The sequence below is a fragment of the Sphingobacterium sp. UME9 genome, assembly GCF_014170215.1.
Lineage (GTDB): Bacteria > Bacteroidota > Bacteroidia > Sphingobacteriales > Sphingobacteriaceae > Sphingobacterium > Sphingobacterium paramultivorum.
The window spans coordinates 1-18,216 of record NZ_LZZP01000012.1 but is presented as its reverse complement, the minus strand read 5'-3'; the positions used below and the strand labels follow the sequence as shown (position 1 = coordinate 18,216).

The following is an 18,216-nucleotide window of genomic DNA, read 5'->3' as shown; positions in this document are numbered from 1 at the left end:
GTTCCATGTGGAAAATCATAAAATTTAGCGATGTTTGCAGCGAAATGAACTACATGCTTAAGTATTGGCGGCATTATTTTGTATCCCATAGTCGCCATGGGACCCATTCTCCTTTTGTTTATAAATTGGTAGACGAAGTGATCTATCAAAAGACATCCAAAGCGAGCATTTCAGAATTACCGCAAACTATTCAAAATGAGAGCAAGGTAGAACAGAAAAAGTACGCATTAATCGATCGATTATTAAGGACATTTGCTTACGACAATTTTAGCTATTGGGCCGATCGTCCGCTTGAAAGTTATAAGAAACTTTTACAGGACCAATGCGGAAGCTATGCGTATCGACATATTTATTATATTGATCTGGATGATCTCGACCTGAATTTTTTGGAAAATGTTGGCGATCGAGATTTATTAATTATAAACGAGCCCCATTTATCAGCGAAAAGGGAAGCCTATTGGAATAAGCTGAAGGAGGATGATCATAGTGTAGTTACGATAGATCTATACCGAATTGGGTTGGTTTACTTTAGAAAAGAACAGCGAAAAGAGAATTTTCTGATTCGATTTTAGGCTTCTGTTCCGATTTAGGCTGCTGTTCCGACCTCTTTTTGACTGTCGATGGTCAGTCATCTACCGCGTTCCGTTGGGCATCAAGTATTTTATCTGAAGTTGAGGGAATTGGAGAGGAGGGGAAAAAGGAAAAGGTGGATGCCATTAGACAAGAATAAACAAGAGCATCCATAAATATATGGATGCTCTTGTTTATTAAAAAGCTTCACTTAAGGATAGATAGAAACCCGACTGTCTTTTTTCTCCGGGTCTTTGTTCACCAAAAGAATAATCAAAGCGTATGCTGCTATTGTGTTCGAGACTAAAGAAGTAGCGTAAACCACCACCATAACTTGCGACATATCGGCTGCTATTTTCCTTGGAAAAGGTCGACCCGAGCCCTGAGAAACCAACAATACCAAAGCGTGGATGAAAGCGATAACGTAGTTCAGCCTGCGAGGCAAGGTAATTCTTGTCACGATATCGCCCGAGGTAATAACCGCGCATCATCATGTCTCCACCGAGTTCACGGTAGTTGTAAAATGGGACTGTTTTTCCAAATGTGGAACGAAAGATTCCTTGCAGGGCCAGCGTGACTTGGTTGTGCAGAGGAATAAAGCCACGGAGATCCACATCGAGGTTTGCCCCCGTAAAATCAGTACTTGTCCATAACTTTGGAGCATAGGCCAGCCGCAATTTAGCATAATACCCCTTTGTTGTATAAGAAACGTTGTCCCTATTGTCAAACAATTGCGAAAGACCTACGAGTAGCTGTTGTCCGCCATGCTTTCCAATAAGATCGGAATGATTAAAAATGCGATCTGCACTATCGCTACGAATCGTGAAGTTATCGTATTGAATGTTGATACCCGAATACAGGTTGTTGCTGATTTTTTTCTCGGCTTCGAGTTTGACGCGAAATAATTTTTGATCAATGCGTTCTTCATCGGCTTTCCAAGTGTCCATACCGACACCATAATAGTTAAAGGGCCAATTACGGTAGCGTATTTCACTAATCAGATGGTAGTCGTTGTTTTTAGTCCAAAGATCGGTCTGCAGTTTGAAGTTGGACTGACTATTGGATGTAAAGGTTCCCATGACCATGACAGTGGAGGTGCGGATTTTGGGATCAGATTTGTCCAGATAAAAATTATAAGCGCTTGCCAGGCCATATTCGACGCCTGTTTCCTGCGCATAACCAACGGCCGGTAAAACCATAAAACTACCGGAACGTGTAGAATCTCTTTCAGAGGAAAGAAATTTTTTACTCAATTTTTGAATAATATTTTGAGCTTTCAATTCGGCCGATCCCATTAAAAGTACCGTAAATAGTACGGAGTATCGGGTAAGTTTTGAAAGTGATTGCGGTAAAATTTGCATGCCCAAAGATAGTATATTAGCCAAATAACCAAAACAGGTAAATATGCAATGAAAAATTATTGTGCTGCATATCAGTATAATTGCCAAAAACTGTCTTTTTTTTTTGACAAATATTTTTGTAAAGTGAGTTTTGTGTCTATCTTTGCATCAGCAAACAAGGGAACAACGGTTCAAAACAACGAAAGTTTGCTTAGTTCTTTAAATGAAAAAAAATAAAAAATAAACTTGCAGAAATCAAAAGTAAATTCGATATTTGCACTCGCTGAAAAGGTAGAAATACTTAGTCAGACGTTGATAGAATGTAAGTTTAAATAAAGATATTAGAAGCCTCTTTAGCTCAGCTGGTAGAGCAACTGACTTGTAATCAGTAGGTCATTGGTTCGATTCCGATAAGAGGCTCTAAATGTAACGAAAGTTACAGGTCTGGAGGGGTTCCAGAGCGGTCAAATGGGACGGACTGTAAATCCGTTGCTTCGGCTTCGAAGGTTCGAATCCTTCTCCCTCCACACTTTATTTTAATTAGAGTATTAGGTTTATTCTGGTTTCTAATTATTAAGCGGAAGTAGCTCAGTTGGTAGAGCGATAGCCTTCCAAGCTATAGGTCGCGAGTTCGAACCTCGTCTTCCGCTCAAATTTTTCAAGTATTAAATTTAGTCTCTATCTTCTTTGATAATAATGTATCTAAAGGTGGGGGCATTAATACGTAAATAAGGTTTTTTAGTAAGCCGAAGTAGCTCAGGGGTAGAGCACTTCCTTGGTAAGGAAGAGGTCGTGGGTTCAAATCCCATCTTTGGCTCGTACTTGTGTAAAAGTTAAGCAAGAGTATATAACAAATAGAAATAATTTATAATTACTAATTCGCATAAACATGGCAAAAGAGAAATTTGACCGTAGTAAACCACACTTAAACATTGGTACTATCGGTCACGTTGACCACGGTAAAACTACAACTACAGCTGCTATCACTAAAGTATTGGCTGATAAAGGTTTGTCAGAAGCTCGTTCATTTGATTCAATTGACTCTGCTCCTGAAGAAAAAGAGCGTGGTATCACAATCAATACTGCACACGTAGAATATTCTACAGCTAACCGTCACTATGCACACGTTGACTGTCCAGGTCACGCTGACTACGTTAAGAACATGGTAACTGGTGCTGCTCAAATGGACGGTGCTATCATCGTAGTTGCTGCGACTGATGGTCCTATGCCTCAAACTCGTGAGCACATCTTGTTGGCTCGCCAAGTAGGTGTTCCTGCGTTAGTAGTATTCATGAACAAAACTGACTTAGTTGACGACGCTGAGTTGTTAGACTTAGTTGAAATGGAAGTTCGTGAGTTATTATCATTCTACGAATTCCCAGGTGATGATATCCCTGTAATCAAAGGTTCTGCTTTAGGTGCATTGAACGGTGAGCCTGAGTGGGTTGAGAAAATCATGGAATTAATGGATGCTGTAGATAACTACATTCCAATTCCTCCACGTTTGACTGAATTACCTTTCTTGATGCCAGTAGAAGATGTATTCTCGATCACAGGTCGTGGTACAGTTGCTACAGGTCGTATCGAAAGAGGTGTAATCAACTCTGGTGATCCAGTTGAGATCTTAGGTATGGGTGCTGAGAACTTGAAATCTACAGTAACAGGTGTTGAGATGTTCCGTAAAATCTTAGATTACGGTGAGGCTGGTGATAACGTAGGTTTATTGTTACGTGGTATTGAGAAAACTGATATCAAACGTGGTATGGTTATCTGTAAACCAGGTTCAGTAACTCCTCACGATCATTTCAAAGCTGAGGTTTACGTATTGTCAAAAGCTGAAGGTGGTCGTCACACTCCATTCTTCAACAAATACCGTCCTCAATTCTATTTCCGTACAACTGACGTAACTGGAGAAATCTCTTTACCAGAAGGTACTGAAATGGTTATGCCAGGTGATAACGTTACAATCAGCGTGAAATTAATTTCTGCTATTGCAATGGAAAAAGGTTTACGTTTCGCTATCCGTGAGGGTGGTCGTACAGTAGGTGCTGGTCAGGTAACTGAAATTATCTAGTCTTTAATAAAGATTTAGAATCACATAGAATAAGCTAATCGACTGAGGTTGATTAGCTTATTTTTTCGATAAGCGATTTATCGGATTAAAATAAAAAAAAGTGAAAAAATATTTGCAGAAAGTGGTTTAAAACACTATATTTGCATCACAAAATAAGAAATACACGGGCATAGTTTAAAGGTAGAACGAAGGTCTCCAAAACCTTTGGTCTGGGTTCGAGTCCTGGTGCCCGTGCTTATAAAAACAGATAAACTAAAATGGCAAAAGTACTTGATTTTTTTAAAGACTCTTATGTAGAGATCACTGAGAAAGTGACTTGGCCTACATGGTCTCAGTTACAAAGTTCAGCTGTTATTGTGCTTGTTGCGTCTCTTCTTATTGCATTGGTTGTCTTTGTAATGGATAAAGCTTCAAGCGTAGGGTTAGAATTCTTGTACGGTATTGCTTCTTAATTTTTCAATCGTATTTATTTATGGCAGATCAAGGTTTAAAGTGGTACGTAGTTCGTGCTGTAAGTGGTAAAGAAAAGAAAGTAAAGCAATATATTGATGCCGAAGTTAGCCGTTTAGGTATTGAGCACTTGATTCCTCAGGTGTTGATTCCAATGGAAAAATACTACTTGATGCGTGATGGAAAGAAAGTTGCTAAAGAACGTAACTACTATCCTGGTTATGTTTTGTTAGAAGCAGCTCTTGACGGTGAGTTAGAGCATATCATCAAAAATATCAATAGTGTAATTGGTTTCTTGGGAGATAAAGCTGGTAACGCTGTTCCTTTACGCCAAGCAGAAGTAAATCGTATCCTAGGTAAAGTGGATGAAATGGCCGAACAAGGTGAAACCATTAACGTTCCTTACTATGTGGGTGAAACAGTGAAAGTAAACGATGGTCCTTTCAACGGATTTACCGGAGAGATCGAAGAAGTCCACGAAGATAAAAAGAAATTAATCGTGATGGTGAAAGTCTTCGGTCGTAAGACTCCACTTGAACTAAACTACATGCAAGTAGAAAAAGAGTAAGATTAGTAATTAACGATAGAGAAAAGCTTTTCATGAAAATTGGAAGGCTTTTTTTTTGTATCTTACTACAAATGAAAAGGCCAACTATTTATCTATTTGTATTGGTGTATTTGCTGACATTGCTGAGCTGTGCAAATGTTGAGAAGTACAATCGATTTATTGAAACTCCCCTGGCAGTGGAAGCTATGCAGCAAGATATCAACTATGTTGAGCATAACTTATGGAAAATGCATCCAGACTTGTTTCTGTATGTGGGGGAGGATCAGTTAAAGGTTAAGTTCGACAGCCTTCGTATAGCGATCCACCAGCCATTACTGCCCAATCAGTTTCAGCTGGCATTAGCTTCTGTACTGGCCCAAGTTCGGCAGGGACATATGACCCTGAATCCTCTTATTTCCAAATTTGATCCGAAAGGTAAAGATAAGGTCCGCTATCAAAAAAGCAAGGGGCCCTTTTCGCAATTGGGCTTTCATTGGCAAGAAAATACACTCTATCTCTCAAAAAATGGGACGTTAGATTCAAGTTTGGTAGCAGGCTCTAAAATTCTTGCCATTGAGGGGATACAACCGCAAAATCTGTACACAAAATATCGTCCAACCTTTACGTCGGACGGCTATAATACAACATTTATAGATCAGGCTTTCGAGCGTTTATTACCACGGTATTACCAATTGGAACTGGGGTATAAAGATTCTATCTCGGTTTTGTTTTCTCGTGCCGATAGTACATATGAGCGGACTGTTGTTAGAAGGTTTGAAGCCGCTGAACAGAAGGGAAAGGTGGGAACCAGCCATGCTGCGACAGAAAAAACGAATAAGAAGCCTTCCGAAAAGAAGTCCGACACGAAAAAGCAGCGCAAAATATTCGGTTATAATGCCAATCTAAAAAGAATGAGTAAACAGCTCTCTTTCCCTGTCAAAGGCGATAGTAGTGTTGCTTTATTGAAAGTGGTTGACTTTTCGTATGGGCGTCCAAAAGAAGCCTATAGAAGAATTTTTGATCGGCTTGAGCTTAATTCAGTACAATACCTGATCTTGGATCTTCGTGGCAATTTGGGCGGACGTTTGTCCGATGTCCGTGAACTATACAGTTACTTAGTGGAAGAGGATAAATTCCAATTTGTTCAGCCGGCAGTGATCACCTCAAAATTCAGCTTGCCTTTTTATCAGGTAAAAGGATTGCCGGGCTGGTCTTATCCCATTTTATCACCATTTATTATACCAAGTGCTGTAGTATCCTGGACAAAAAGCTTTTCCAAAGATGGGATAAATTATACCCACCTTATAGGGAGTAAAGTCGAAAAATCCAAAGGTAGTCGCTATCGTGGTAATTTATTTGTACTGATTGATGGCGGGACTTTTTCTGCAGCGAGTTTAATTGCTACAAATCTAAAAGTTGGGAAGCGGGCTGTTTTTGTGGGGGAGGAAACTGGTGGAGCTGCCAATGGAACAGTTGCAGGATCTCTTCCTGTGCTGAAACTTCCGAACTCCCATCTACGTTGGCGTTTTGGCCTAATGGATGTCAAACCTTATTATCAAGTATCAGAAGAGGGGCGGGGTGTCATGCCGGATATTCCTGTCGTGCGGAGTGTTGATGATGTTATCAAGGGGAAAGATCCGGTATTGGATAAGGTGTTGAAGTCTATTAAAGGACAGTAGAGCTGATGTGAATTTGCTAAAACCGATAATTCTAGCGTTAATATTTAGAAAAGTGTCAAGATTTTTTTTGTAGAAGGATGGGTAATCTGGGCAAGGATGTAAAAAAACATAAATTCCTGAAAAATTAAAAGTTAGATACTTGCAGGATTCAAATCTTCTTATTAACTTTGCACCTCGGTTGGGGTGTTACGTCCTGGCCGATGAATGTTACGTTATTTGCTTCCAACTTACTAACAGACATTTAACAAAATTAAATTCAAAACAAAATGGCAAAAGAAGTCAGTGCGTTAGTAAAATTACAAGTTAAGGGCGGAGCTGCGAATCCTTCACCTCCAGTAGGACCTGCATTAGGTGCTAAAGGTGTGAATATCATGGATTTCTGTAAGCAGTTTAACGCTCGTACGCAAGACAAACCAGGTCAAGTATTACCTGTTGTCATTACAGTTTACGCTGATAAATCATTTGATTTTATCATCAAGACTCCACCGGTAGCAGTTCAGTTGAAAGACGCTGCTAAATTAAAAAGTGGATCTGGCGAGCCTAACCGTAAAAAAGTTGCGGCTATCACTTGGGAACAAGTTGAGACAATCGCTAAAGATAAAATGCCTGATTTAAATGCATTTACTGTAGAGGCTGCTATGAGAATGGTAGCTGGTACAGCACGTAGTATGGGTATTACTGTATCAGGTAATGCTCCTTGGAACAATTAATTAAGAAATCAATTTAAGAAAAGTGGCTAGATTAACAAAAAATCAAAAAGCGGCACTATCCAAAATTGAAGCTGGTAAAGCATACTCTTTAAAAGAAGCTTCGGCTTTAGTTAAAGAAATCTCATTGACCAAATTTGATGCTTCTGTGGATATCGACGTTCGTTTGGGCGTAGATCCTCGTAAAGCAAATCAAATGGTTCGTGGTATTGCAACATTACCTCACGGTACTGGTAAAACTGTTCGTGTTTTAGTTTTATGTACTCCTGATAAGGAAGAAGAAGCTAAAGCGGCAGGTGCAGACTACGTAGGTTTAGATGATTACATCAGCAAAATTGAAGGTGGTTGGACTGACGTTGATATCATTATTACTATGCCTAGTGTTATGGCTAAAGTTGGTAAATTGGGTCGTATTTTAGGTCCGAGAAACTTGATGCCTAACCCTAAAACTGGTACAGTTACAACAGAAGTTGGTAAAGCTGTAACAGATGTAAAAGGTGGTAAGATCGATTTCAAAGTTGACAAAACCGGTATCATCCATACTTCTATTGGTAAAGCGTCGTTCGATGCAGATAAGATATATGATAACGCACTAGAGGTATTACAAACTCTAGCTCGTTTGAAACCATCTGCAGCTAAAGGAACTTACTTTAAAAGTATTCACATTTCCTCAACTATGAGTCCTGGTATTCATATTGAGACTAAATCAGTAGCAGGTATTTAATCATGAGAAAAGAAGAAAAACAAGAAATTGTTCTAGCTTTGGCCGAACAGATTAAATCTTACGGTAACTTCTATATTACCGATACTGCTGAGTTGTCCGTTGAAAAAGTGAATAACATTCGTCGTAAATGTTTTGAACAAGGCATCGAGATTAAAGCTGTAAAAAACACTTTAATCAAGAAAGCATTAATCGAAGCTGGTGTTGATGAAGAAGAAATCTTTGGAACGCTTAAAGGAGCGTCTACAATGATGTTTTCAGAAGTCGCTAACGCACCTGCGAAATTAATCAAAGAATTGCGTAAATCAGGTGAAAAACCGTTGTTAAAAGCGGCTTTCATTGAAGCAACTGCATTCGTTGGAGATAATCAATTAACTGCATTAGTTAATCTTAAATCTAAAAACGAACTTATTGCGGACGTTATCGCAGCCTTGGAATCTCCTGCGAAAAATGTTATTTCAGCTCTTCAATCAGGAGGAAATACTGTTGCAGGTTTAGTAAAAGCTTTAGAAGAAAGAGGTTAACGAATCCTCTAGAACAGAAACATTCGTTACAATTTAATTAACAATTTTTATAAAGTACATTCAAAAATTCAAAATAAAATGGCAGATTTAAAACAACTTGCTGAACAGTTAGTTAACTTAACAGTAAAAGAAGTTAAAGAATTAGCTGATATCTTAAAAGACGAGTATGGCATCGAGCCTGCTGCTGCTGCTGTTGCTGTAGCTGCTGCTCCAGCTGAAGGTGGTGCTGCTGCTGCTGAAGAGAAAACTTCATTTGACGTTATCTTGAAAGAAGCTGGTGGTCAAAAATTAGCTGTAGTTAAATTGGTTAAAGATTTAGCTGGATTAGGCTTGAAAGAAGCTAAAGATTTAGTTGACGGAGCACCTAAAGAATTAAAAACTGGTGTATCTAAAGACGAAGCAGAAGCTTTGAAAAAACAATTAGAAGAAGCTGGTGCTGTTGTTGAGATTAAATAATCTCAACTAATTAGCCCGAAAAGGTTTAGACTCTGACGATTTTTCGTCAGAGTCTATTCCTATTTATATCAATACGCCACTATGCTGTGTATATGCTGGGCACAGTGGAAAGGTGGTTTACAGCATAAGTGTAAGCGCAGTTTTTTTAAAACTAAAATTCATATTCCCTTGGCAAACAATAATATTCAACAAGAAAGAATAAACTTTGCGACAAGTAAGAAAGTATTGGAATATCCAGATTTCTTAGATGTGCAATTGGAATCTTTCAAGGAGTTTTTTCAATTAGAAACTACTTCTGACAACCGCCATCAGGAAGGGCTGTTCAAGGTATTCTCGGAAAACTTCCCTATTTCTGATTCAAGAAACATTTTTGTGCTAGAGTTTTTGGATTATTTCATTGATCCACCACGTTATGATATCCAAGAGTGTATCGAGCGCGGCTTGACTTATAGCGTTCCTTTAAAGGCTAAGTTAAAGTTATCTTGTAATGATGAAGAACACGAAGATTTCGAAACTATTGTTCAGGATGTATATTTAGGGACTATCCCTTATATGACTCCTAAAGGTACTTTCGTGGTAAATGGTGCAGAGCGTGTCATCGTATCGCAATTACACCGTTCACCAGGCGTTTTCTTTGGTCAAAGTAGACACACAAATGGTACTAAACTTTATTCTGCAAGGGTAATTCCTTTCAAAGGATCTTGGATCGAATTTGCAACTGACGTAAACAACGTCATGTATGCTTATATCGACCGTAAAAAGAAATTTCCAGTTACGACCTTATTGCGTGCTATTGGTTACGATTCGGATAAAGATATCTTAGAATTGTTCGATTTAGCGGATGAAGTAAAAGTTAGTAAATCTGGTCTTAAAAAATATGTTGGTCGTCGTCTTGCGGCTAGGGTATTGAAAAAATGGGTAGAAGATTTCGTGGATGAAGATACAGGTGAAGTAGTATCTATCGACCGTAACGAAATTATCCTTGAGCGTGAAACTGTTCTAGAAGAAGATCACATTGATTTGATTATCGAAGCTGGCGTTAAGTCTATTATCTTAGCAAAAGATGATGAGTCAAACAATGCGGACTATTCTATTATATATAACACTTTACAAAAAGATACGTCCAACTCAGAAAAAGAAGCGGTGGAGCATATCTATCGTCAATTGCGTAACGCTGAACCACCAGATGAGGAAACTGCTCGTGGTATCATCGATCGTTTATTCTTCTCTGACAAACGTTACGATTTAGGTGATGTAGGTCGTTACCGTATCAATCGTAAGTTGAAGTTGGGAACTCCGGATGAGACGAAAGTATTAACCCGTGAGGATATCATTGCGATTGTGAAGTATTTGATCAATTTGATCAACTCTAAAGCTGAAGTAGATGATATTGACCACTTGTCAAACCGTCGTGTACGTACTGTAGGTGAACAATTATATGCTCAATTTGGTGTAGGTCTATCTCGTATGGCTCGTACAATCCGTGAGCGTATGAACATTCGTGATAATGAGGTGTTTACACCTACCGATTTGATTAACGCACGTACACTTTCGTCGGTAATCAATTCGTTCTTCGGTACAAACCAGTTGTCTCAGTTCATGGACCAGACTAACCCTCTTGCTGAAATTACGCACAAGCGTCGTTTGTCAGCTTTAGGTCCAGGTGGTCTTTCCCGTGAGCGTGCAGGTTTCGAGGTTCGTGACGTTCACTATACACACTACGGTCGTCTTTGTACAATTGAAACTCCTGAGGGTCCAAACATCGGTTTGATCTCCTCATTGGCTGTACATGCGAAAATTAACCACTTAGGATTTATCGAGACTCCTTACCGTAAGGTAAAAGATGGGATTGTTGTGGTTGACGAGCCAGTAGTATATTTATCTGCTGAGGATGAAGATGGTAAAACAATCGCACAAGCGAATGCTTTGTATGATGACAAAGGTAATTTCGAAGATGCGAAAGTGAAAGCCAGATATGAGGGTGACTTCCCAATTATCGAGCCTAATATGCTTGATTATATGGACGTTGCTCCAAACCAAATTACATCTATTGCGGCTTCATTAATTCCTTTCTTGGAACACGATGATGCCAACCGTGCATTGATGGGATCGAACATGCAACGTCAGGCCGTGCCTGTATTGCGTCCACAAGCTCCTATTGTAGGTACTGGTCTTGAAGGTCGTGTTGCGAAAGATTCACGTACATTGATCAATGCGGAAGGTCATGGTGTAGTAGAATATGTAGATGCTGATGAAATCAAGATCCGTTATGACAGAAACGACGATGATCGTCTTGTATCATTCGATGATGATGTCAAAACATATAAATTGATCAAATTCAAGAAAACCAACCAAAATACATGTATGAACTTGAAACCTATCGTTAAGAAAGGTCAGCGAGTTGAACCAGGACAGGTATTATGTGAAGGTTATGCGACTGAAAATGGTGAATTGGCATTAGGTCGTAACTTGAAAGTAGCGTTCATGCCTTGGCAAGGATATAACTTTGAGGATGCGATCGTAATTTCCGAACGTGTAGCGAAAGAAGACTGGTTTACTTCTCTTCACATTGAAGAATTCGAACTTGAAGTTCGTGATACAAAACGTGGTGAAGAAGAGTTAACAGCTGATATTCCTAACGTATCTGAAGAAGCGACAAAAGACTTAGACGAAAACGGTATTATCCGTATCGGTGCTGAAGTTGGTGGTGGTGATATCTTAATTGGTAAAATCACACCTAAAGGTGAGTCTGATCCTTCTCCAGAAGAGAAATTATTACGTGCAATCTTTGGTGACAAAGCTGGCGACGTGAAAGATGCTTCATTGAAAACTCCACCATCATTAAAAGGTGTTGTTATCGATACGAAGTTATTCTCGCGTGCGAAGAAAATGTCTAAAGAGGTTGAGCGTAAAACTTTAGAGAAACTAGAGGTTGCTCACGATAGAGCTGTTAAATCATTGAAAGATCGTTTGGTTGAAAAATTATTCACTGTAGTGAATGGTAAAACAAGCCAAGGTGTTTACAATGTATATAAAGAGTTGTTGGTTGCTAAGGGTGCTAAGTTTACACAAAAAATCTTAGCTGAATTAGATTACAACAACATCAACCCAATGGGATGGACAACTGACGAAGATAAAAACGAGTTGATCAAAATGGCCCTTCATAATTACAACATCAAAATTAATGAAGAGCTAGGTTCATTCAAACGTGATAAATTCGCAGTATCTGTCGGTGATGAACTTCCATCAGGAATTGTGCAGATGGCTAAAGTTTACGTTGCTAAAAAACGTAAGTTGAAAGTAGGGGATAAGATGGCGGGTCGTCACGGTAACAAAGGTATCGTTGCACGTATCGTACGTGATGAGGATATGCCGTTCTTAGAAGATGGAACACCAGTTGATATCGTGTTGAACCCACTAGGGGTACCTTCACGGATGAACTTGGGACAGATCTACGAAACCGTATTGGGTTGGGCAGGTCAAAAATTGGGTGTGAAATTTGCTACACCTATCTTTGATGGTGCTGAAATGGATCAGGTACAAGATTGGGTTGCGAAAGCTGGCCTACCAAAATCTGGACGTACATATTTGTACAACGGATTGACAGGTGACCGTTTCGATCAACCGACGACAGTGGGTGTAATCTACATGTTGAAATTAGGTCACATGGTTGATGATAAAATGCACGCACGTTCAATCGGTCCGTACTCATTGATCACGCAACAACCTCTGGGTGGTAAAGCGCAATTCGGTGGTCAACGTTTCGGTGAGATGGAGGTTTGGGCATTGGAAGCATTCGGTGCGTCTAACATCCTTCAAGAAATCTTGACTGTGAAATCGGATGACGTGGTTGGTCGTGCCAAAACTTACGAGGCAATCGTAAAAGGTAACAATCTTCCGACACCATCGGTACCAGAATCGTTCAACGTATTGGTACACGAGTTACGTGGATTGGGTCTAGATATCACATTGGATTAATTAAGCAAATAGGGCTTTGAAGGGCTCAGTCCTTCAAAGCTTCTTTATAAAGCTTTAACTTTTGAATAAGTATGTCTTACAAAAAAGATAATAAAATTAAAAGCAACTTCACTTCGATTACGATCAGCTTGGCTTCTCCAGAAACTATTTTGGAACGCTCAAGTGGTGAAGTTACAAAACCGGAAACGATTAACTATCGTACCTACAAACCAGAACGTGACGGTTTATTCTGTGAGCGCATTTTTGGTCCTGTAAAGGATTACGAATGTCACTGTGGTAAATACAAACGTATCCGTTATAAAGGTATTGTATGTGACCGTTGTGGTGTTGAAGTAACAGAGAAAAAGGTACGTCGTGAGCGTATGGGACATATCAACTTGGTGGTTCCTGTTGCGCACATTTGGTATTTCCGTTCTCTTCCTAATAAAATTGGTTATTTATTGGGACTTCCTACCAAGAAATTGGATATGATCATTTACTACGAACGTTATGTAGTTATCCAAGCTGGTATTAAGGAAGAAGATGGTATCAACTTCATGGACTTTTTGACTGAAGAAGAATATTTAGATATTTTAGATACCTTACCAAAAGAAAATCAATATTTAGACGATAACGATCCTCAAAAATTCGTTGCTAAGATGGGTGCTGAGGCGTTAGAAGATTTGTTGAAACGTATTGATTTGGATCAATTGTCGTACGACTTACGTCACCAAGCTGCTAATGAGACTTCTCAACAACGTAAAAATGAAGCATTAAAACGTCTTCATGTCGTTGAGGCTTTCCGTAGTTCACGTGAAAATATCGAGAATCGTCCAGAATGGATGATTGTGAAAATCGTTCCAATCATTCCACCTGAATTGCGTCCTTTAGTGCCTTTGGATGGTGGTCGTTTTGCGACTTCGGATTTGAATGACTTATACCGTCGTGTGATTATCCGTAACAACCGTCTAAAACGTTTGATCGAAATCAAGGCTCCTGAAGTAATCTTACGTAACGAAAAACGTATGCTTCAAGAAGCTGTAGACTCTTTGTTTGACAACTCACGTAAAGTGAACGCTGTTAAGACAGAAGGTAACCGTGCATTGAAGTCTTTATCTGATATTTTGAAAGGTAAACAAGGTCGTTTCCGTCAAAACTTGTTAGGTAAGCGTGTGGATTATTCAGCTCGTTCGGTAATTGTTGTAGGTCCTCACTTGAAATTACACGAGTGTGGTCTTCCTAAAGATATGGCTGCTGAACTTTACAAACCGTTTATCATCCGTAAGATGATCGAACGTGGTATTGTAAAAACAGTAAAATCGGCTAAGAAAATCGTTGATCGTAAAGATCCTGTGGTATGGGATATCCTTGAGAATGTATTGAAAGGTCACCCTGTATTGCTAAACCGTGCACCTACGCTTCACCGTTTGGGTATTCAGGCTTTCCAACCTACATTAGTAGAGGGTAAAGCTATTCAATTACACCCATTAGTGTGTACAGCGTTCAACGCCGATTTTGACGGTGACCAGATGGCAGTCCACTTACCTCTTGGTAATGCTGCAGTTTTGGAAGCCCAAATCTTAATGTTAGGTGCGCACAATATCTTAAACCCTGCGAATGGTTCTCCAATCACAGTACCATCTCAAGACATGGTATTGGGTCTTTACTATATTACTAAAGGCCGTAAAACTGCTGGTGATCAAATCGTAAGAGGTCAAGATATGATTTTCTATTCGGCTGAAGAGGTTATCATCGCTTTAAATGAGAAGCAAATTGATCTTCACGCTTGGATTAAAGTAAAAACAAAAGTTAGACAAAAAGATGGTAGCATTGTTGATACCTTGTTAGAAACAACTGTAGGTCGTGTGATCTTCAATCAAGTTGTTCCTGAGGAAATGGGTTTTGTCAATGAATTGCTTACGAAAAAATCTTTGCGTAATATCATCGGTGAAATTGTGAAGACTACGGGTATGGCTCGTGCAGCACAATTCTTGGATGATATGAAAGAATTGGGATATCAAACAGCCTTCAAAGGTGGTCTTTCGTTCAACTTGGAAGATTTGAACATTCCTGCTGCGAAAGCTGAATTGATTCAACAAGCAACTAACGAGGTTGAAGAAGTAATGAATAACTATAACATGGGTTTCATTACAAACAACGAACGTTATAACCAAATCATCGATATCTGGACGCGTATCAACAACAGATTGACTGCACACGTTATGGATATTCTTTCGAATGATAACCAAGGTTTCAACTCAGTTTACATGATGTTGGATTCTGGAGCGCGTGGTTCGAAAGAGCAGATCCGTCAGTTATGTGGTATGCGTGGTTTGATGGCGAAACCTCAAAAATCAGGTACTTCTGGTGGTGAGATTATCGAAAACCCGATCTTGTCAAACTTTAAAGAAGGTTTGTCCGTATTGGAGTACTTTATCTCTACCCACGGTGCGCGTAAAGGTCTTGCCGATACGGCATTGAAAACAGCGGATGCGGGTTACTTGACTCGTCGTTTACATGACGTAGCGCAAGATATGATCGTTGTGGAACAAGATTGTGGTGGTTTACGTGGTATTTATACAACAGCATTGAAAGATAATGATGATGTTGTTGAGCCATTGTTCGATCGTATTTTGGGTCGTACACCATTGCATGACGTTCTTCATCCGGATACTGACGAGTTGATCGTTTCTGCAAATGAAGATATCACTGAGGAAATTGCTGAAACTATCGAAAAAGCAGGTATCGAAGGAATTGAGATTCGTACGGTGTTAACTTGTGAGTCTAAGCGTGGTGTTTGTGCTTGTTGTTACGGACGTAACTTGGCGTCAGGTAAGCGTGTTCAGTTAGGTGAAGCTGTGGGTGTTATTGCCGCTCAATCAATTGGTGAGCCAGGTACACAGTTGACACTTCGTACATTCCACGTGGGTGGTACGGCATCGAACATTGCTGCTGATTCAAGTATCATTTCTAAATACGATGGTAAAATCGAATTTGAAAACGTACGTACTGTTTCGCAAACAAACGATAATGGCACACATCAGGTAGTCTTAGGACGTTCTGGTGAGGTTAAGATCATTGATGCACATAATAAAATAGTATTCCAACAAAATATTCCTTATGGTTCACAGTTGTTCGTTGAGGATGGCGGTACAGTAGCTAAAGGTGATAAATTGGTCGAATGGGATCCATATAATGCAGTAATTATTTCGGAATTTGCCGGTAAAGTTGAATTTGATGCAATCATCGAAGGTGTTACCTTCCGTGAAGAGTCAGATGAGCAAACTGGCCACAAAGAGAAAGTAATTATTGAAACACGCGATAAAACGAAAAACCCATCCATCAAGATTCTTGATAAATCGGGAGAAGTTATTCGTACCTACAATATCCCAGTAGGCGCCCACGTTGCAGTTGCTAATGGTGTAACAGTGAAAGAAGGTGGTATCCTTGTTAAAATCCCTCGTTCTACAGGTAAAACGCGAGATATCACAGGTGGTCTACCACGTGTAACGGAGTTATTCGAAGCACGTAACCCTTCTAACCCTGCTGTTGTAACAGAAATCGACGGTGTGGTAACATTGGGTGGTGTGAAACGCGGTAACCGTGAGATGTCTATCGAATCTCGTGATGGTCAAATCAAGAAATACTTGGTACCTCTTTCTAAACATATCCTTGTTCAGGATAATGACTTCGTGAAAGCTGGTATGCCATTATCAGATGGTTCGATCTCTCCTGCGGATATCTTGTCGATCAAAGGTCCATCAGCTGTGCAACATTACATTGTGAATGGTATTCAAGAGGTATACCGTCTGCAAGGTGTGAAGATCAACGATAAACACTTCGAGACGATCGTTCACCAAATGATGCAAAAAGTTAACATCGAAGATCCAGGAGATACTCGTTTCTTAGAAAAAGAAGCAGTTAACAAATGGGATTTCATGGAAGAAAATGATTCCTTGTTTGACAAGAAAGTTGTTGTTGATGCAGGAGACTCCAATAATTTACGTCCGGGACAAATTGTTTCTTTACGCAAGTTGAGAGAAGAAAACTCTAGTCTGAAACGTCGTGACTTAAAACTTGTTGAAGTTCGTGAAGCAATTCCGGCGACTTCAAGTCCATTGTTGCAAGGTATTACCAGAGCTTCATTGGGTACGAAATCGTTCATCTCTGCAGCCTCTTTCCAAGAGACTACAAAAGTGTTGAACGAGGCTGCTATCGCAGGTAAACGTGATAACTTATTAGGTTTGAAAGAAAACGTAATCGTTGGTCACTTGATCCCTTCAGGTACAGGTATCCGTCAATACAGCAACTTAATTGTCGGTTCTCGCGAAGAGTACGATCAATTGTTGGCTTCGAAAGAAGAAGATTAATCTATCATAGATTATTTTATATAGAAAGGTCCAGACATTCGTCTGGACCTTTTTTGTTTCTATAGCGACCTTATATGATATAGAAGAACGTAGTAAAATGTATTTAAACTTGCCCTTGTAGTTGTGAAATTGCTTGTTAAGGGAGCTGTGCGAACTGAAATTTATAGCAAGCAGCTTGGCCGTTTAATTGGTTAATTTTACCTGATTGGACGGCTTAATGCATATCTATCTTAAATGAATCGTTCAATGTTACAGTTAGTTAACCTTAATATTAAAAAATAATAAACAAAAGGCTTGGAAGTGATTGTTAAAACTCCCTATCTTTGCACCACTCCGCAAGGGAGGAACGGTTGCCTCGAAAGAAGGAACCATGAAAAAAAGAAGGGTTTAAGAGAAGCCTGACAGGATTTAAAATCCCGCTCAGTTTATTTTAAACGCGGAAATCGAAAAACGGGAAAAGAAAAAAAACTTGAAAAAGTTTTTGGAAGTTCAAAAAAGATTTCTACCTTTGCAGTCCCAACGGAAACGAAGGGAAAAACAAAACGATAAAGAGGGGCGCAATGCCCATCGGAATATAGCGGATACGGAAGTTGAAGCGAGAAAAGTTCTTTAAGAAAACACAATCATGTAAGCGTGACGAGTAGACAAACGAAAGTCATGAACAAATTCAAGAATTAGTTCAATTCGATCCAAGATCAGAGATATAAAAAAAGAATTCTGATTATGTAAATAGTTGGAATCAAAAACTTCATTTTACAATGGAGAGTTTGATCCTGGCTCAGGATGAACGCTAGCGGCAGGCCTAATACATGCAAGTCGGA

13 protein-coding genes, 5 tRNA genes and 1 rRNA gene are annotated in these 18,216 nt (G+C 39.5%); 18 read left to right on the top strand and 1 reads right to left on the bottom strand.

All coding sequences use genetic code 11. The annotated features are described in order from the left end of the window. Positions 1-5 precede the first annotated feature (5 nt). Complete coding sequence (locus A9970_RS17615; RefSeq protein WP_182983237.1) at positions 6-572, top strand: hypothetical protein; 567 nt, start codon at positions 6-8, stop codon at positions 570-572. 195 nt (positions 573-767) lie between these two features. On the opposite strand, the gene A9970_RS17610 is transcribed toward A9970_RS17615, so the two are convergent. Beyond that, the gene (locus A9970_RS17610) at positions 768-1,931 is read right to left on the bottom strand and encodes a BamA/TamA family outer membrane protein (RefSeq protein ID WP_182983236.1); all 1,164 of its coding nucleotides are present in this window, start codon (positions 1,929-1,931) and stop codon (positions 768-770) included. Between the two features lie 326 nt (positions 1,932-2,257). Between A9970_RS17610 and A9970_RS17605 the strand changes: the two genes are divergently transcribed. The 17 genes from A9970_RS17605 to A9970_RS28540 form a co-directional block, all read left to right on the top strand. Beyond that, positions 2,258-2,330 (top strand) — tRNA-Thr (locus A9970_RS17605). A 26-nt stretch (positions 2,331-2,356) separates the two neighbouring features. Then, positions 2,357-2,437: transfer RNA gene (locus A9970_RS17600), tRNA-Tyr, on the top strand. A gap of 50 nt (positions 2,438-2,487) precedes the next feature. Beyond that, positions 2,488-2,560: transfer RNA gene (locus tag A9970_RS17595), tRNA-Gly, on the top strand. Between the two features lie 95 nt (positions 2,561-2,655). Beyond that, a tRNA-Thr gene (locus A9970_RS17590) sits at positions 2,656-2,727 on the top strand. A 72-nt stretch (positions 2,728-2,799) separates the two neighbouring features. Continuing rightward, entirely contained in the window at positions 2,800-3,984 is a 1,185-nt protein-coding gene (gene tuf / locus A9970_RS17585; RefSeq protein ID WP_153847177.1) for an elongation factor Tu, read from the top strand. A 163-nt stretch (positions 3,985-4,147) separates the two neighbouring features. Further along, positions 4,148-4,218, top strand: a tRNA-Trp gene (locus tag A9970_RS17580). Between the two features lie 23 nt (positions 4,219-4,241). Continuing rightward, a complete protein-coding gene (gene secE, locus A9970_RS17575; protein WP_028072657.1) occupies positions 4,242-4,436 on the top strand; it encodes a preprotein translocase subunit SecE in 195 nt (64 codons plus the stop codon). 20 nt (positions 4,437-4,456) lie between these two features. Continuing rightward, positions 4,457-5,002 (top strand): transcription termination/antitermination protein NusG, encoded by a 546-nt coding sequence (gene nusG / locus A9970_RS17570; RefSeq protein ID WP_046672242.1) that lies wholly within the window; start codon positions 4,457-4,459, stop codon positions 5,000-5,002. A 71-nt stretch (positions 5,003-5,073) separates the two neighbouring features. Further along, positions 5,074-6,660 (top strand): S41 family peptidase, encoded by a 1,587-nt coding sequence (locus A9970_RS17565; RefSeq protein ID WP_182983235.1) that lies wholly within the window; start codon positions 5,074-5,076, stop codon positions 6,658-6,660. A 266-nt stretch (positions 6,661-6,926) separates the two neighbouring features. Further along, a complete protein-coding gene (gene rplK / locus A9970_RS17560; RefSeq protein ID WP_028072660.1) occupies positions 6,927-7,370 on the top strand; it encodes a 50S ribosomal protein L11 in 444 nt (147 codons plus the stop codon). A gap of 22 nt (positions 7,371-7,392) precedes the next feature. Beyond that, positions 7,393-8,091, top strand: a complete 699-nt coding sequence (gene rplA / locus A9970_RS17555) for a 50S ribosomal protein L1 (protein WP_046672240.1) — start codon at positions 7,393-7,395, stop codon at positions 8,089-8,091. 2 nt (positions 8,092-8,093) lie between these two features. Then, positions 8,094-8,612 (top strand): 50S ribosomal protein L10, encoded by a 519-nt coding sequence (gene rplJ / locus A9970_RS17550; protein ID WP_046672239.1) that lies wholly within the window; start codon positions 8,094-8,096, stop codon positions 8,610-8,612. A gap of 78 nt (positions 8,613-8,690) precedes the next feature. Then, the gene (rplL, locus tag A9970_RS17545) at positions 8,691-9,068 is read left to right on the top strand and encodes a 50S ribosomal protein L7/L12 (RefSeq protein ID WP_003011668.1); all 378 of its coding nucleotides are present in this window, start codon (positions 8,691-8,693) and stop codon (positions 9,066-9,068) included. A gap of 168 nt (positions 9,069-9,236) precedes the next feature. After that, complete coding sequence (rpoB, locus tag A9970_RS17540) at positions 9,237-13,046, top strand: DNA-directed RNA polymerase subunit beta (protein WP_153847175.1); 3,810 nt, start codon at positions 9,237-9,239, stop codon at positions 13,044-13,046. 71 nt (positions 13,047-13,117) lie between these two features. Beyond that, entirely contained in the window at positions 13,118-17,395 is a 4,278-nt protein-coding gene (rpoC, locus tag A9970_RS17535; RefSeq protein ID WP_153847174.1) for a DNA-directed RNA polymerase subunit beta', read from the top strand. Positions 17,396-17,864: 469 nt separating this feature from the next. Continuing rightward, positions 17,865-18,008: a hypothetical protein gene (locus A9970_RS28545; protein ID WP_220801647.1), complete on the top strand. Its 144-nt coding sequence runs from the start codon at positions 17,865-17,867 to the stop codon at positions 18,006-18,008. Between the two features lie 142 nt (positions 18,009-18,150). Then, positions 18,151-18,216: ribosomal RNA gene (locus tag A9970_RS28540) — 16S ribosomal RNA — on the top strand; the annotation flags it as partial.